The organism is Salinivibrio sp. KP-1 (assembly GCF_000968645.1).
GTDB classification, from domain to species: domain Bacteria; phylum Pseudomonadota; class Gammaproteobacteria; order Enterobacterales; family Vibrionaceae; genus Salinivibrio; species Salinivibrio siamensis.
The window spans coordinates 1-1,979 of the sequence record NZ_LAQR01000049.1 but is presented as its reverse complement, the minus strand read 5'-3'; the positions used below and the strand labels follow the sequence as shown (position 1 = coordinate 1,979).

Sequence of the window (1,979 nt, the reverse complement as noted above, 5' to 3'; positions counted from 1 at the left end):
TTTCAATCAGTGACGTTGATGGCGACGATAATCCCACCTTTGCCAATACTACAGAGACCGGTACCTATGGCTCGCTAGAGCTGGTCAATGGAAGCTGGATCTACACCCTCGATCAGTCTGCGGTGCAGGATTTAGATGGCGGTGATCAAGTGACAGACACCATCACCCTCACTGCAAGCGATAACACACAACAAGATATCGTCATCACGATTACGGGGACCGACGATGCGCCAGAAGTGAGTGGTGAGTTTGTTGGCTCAGTCACCGAAGGTGACGAAGGCGATGCGGTCACTGCCACGGGTACCATTTCAATCAGTGACGTTGATGGCGACGATAATCCCACCTTTGCCAATACTACAGAGACCGGTACCTATGGCTCGCTAGAGCTGGTCAATGGAAGCTGGATCTACACCCTCGATCAGTCTGCGGTGCAGGATTTAGATGGCGGTGATCAAGTGACAGACACCATCACCCTCACTGCAAGCGATAACACACAACAAGATATCGTCATCACGATTACGGGGACCGACGATGCGCCAGAAGTGAGTGGTGACTTTACCGGCTCAGTCACCGAAGGCAATGAAGACGATGCCCCTGTCACTGCCACGGGTACCATTGCGATCAGTGATGTCGACGGCGACGATACACCGGCCTTTGCCGATACCACTGAAGCGGGGACTTATGGCTCTCTGGAACTAGTCGGTGAGAACTGGACCTACACCCTCGATCAGAGCTCAGTGCAGGATTTAGATGCCGGTGATCAAGTGACGGACACCATCACCCTCACTGCAAGCGATAACACACAGCAAGATATTGTTATCACCATTACCGGCACCGACGACTTACCTGAAGTCACCGGTAGCTTTACCGGCTCAGTCACCGAAGGCAATGAAGACGATGCCCCTGTCACTGCCACGGGCACCATTTCGATCAGCGATGTCGATAGTGACGATAACCCAACCTTTGCCGATGTTACACAGGCAGGCAACTATGGCTCGCTAGAGCTGGTGAACGGCAATTGGACCTACACCCTCGATCAGCCTGCGGTGCAGAACTTGGATGCCGGTGATGAGGTGACCGACACCATCACCCTCACTGCAAGCGATAACACGCAACAAAATATTGTTATCACCATTACCGGCACCGACGACTTACCTGAAGTCACCGGTAGCTTTACCGGCTCAGTGACCGAAGGTGACGTGGGCGATACCGCAGTAACTGCCACGGGCACTATTGCGATCAGTGATGTTGATGACGGCGATAATCCGACCTTTGCGAATACTACAGAAGCGGGGACTTATGGCTCTCTGGAACTAGTCGGTGAGAACTGGACCTACACCCTCGATCAGAGCTCAGTGCAGGATTTAGATGCCGGTGATCAAGTGACGGACACCATCACCCTCACTGCAAGCGATAACACACAGCAAGATATTGTTATCACCATTACCGGCACCGACGACTTACCTGAAGTCACCGGTAGCTTTACCGGCTCAGTCACCGAGGGCAATGAAGACGATGCCCCTGTCACTGCCACGGGCACCATTTCGATCAGCGATGTCGATAGTGACGATAACCCAACCTTTGCCGATGTTACACAGGCAGGCAACTATGGCTCGCTAGAGCTGGTGGGTGAGAACTGGACCTACACCCTCGATCAGAGCTCAGTGCAGGATTTAGATGCCGGTGATCAAGTGACGGACACCATCACCCTCACTGCAAGCGATAACACACAGCAAGATATTGTTATCACCATTACCGGCACCGACGACTTACCTGAAGTCACCGGTAGCTTTACCGGCTCAGTGACCGAAGGTGACGTGGGCGATACCGCAGTAACTGCCACGGGCACTATTGCGATCAGTGATGTTGATGACGGCGATAATCCGACCTTTGCGAATACTACAGAAGCGGGGACTTATGGCTCTCTGGAACTAGTCGGTGAGAACTGGACCTACACCCTCGATCAGAGCTCAGTGCAG

The 1,979-nt window shown here is 53.1% G+C and carries 1 protein-coding gene; it reads left to right on the top strand.

Annotation, left to right across the window (positions count from 1 at the left end):
• Positions 1–1,979 (top strand): VCBS domain-containing protein (locus tag WN56_RS16510; protein WP_046076108.1); only part of this gene is annotated, 1,979 nt, incomplete at both ends.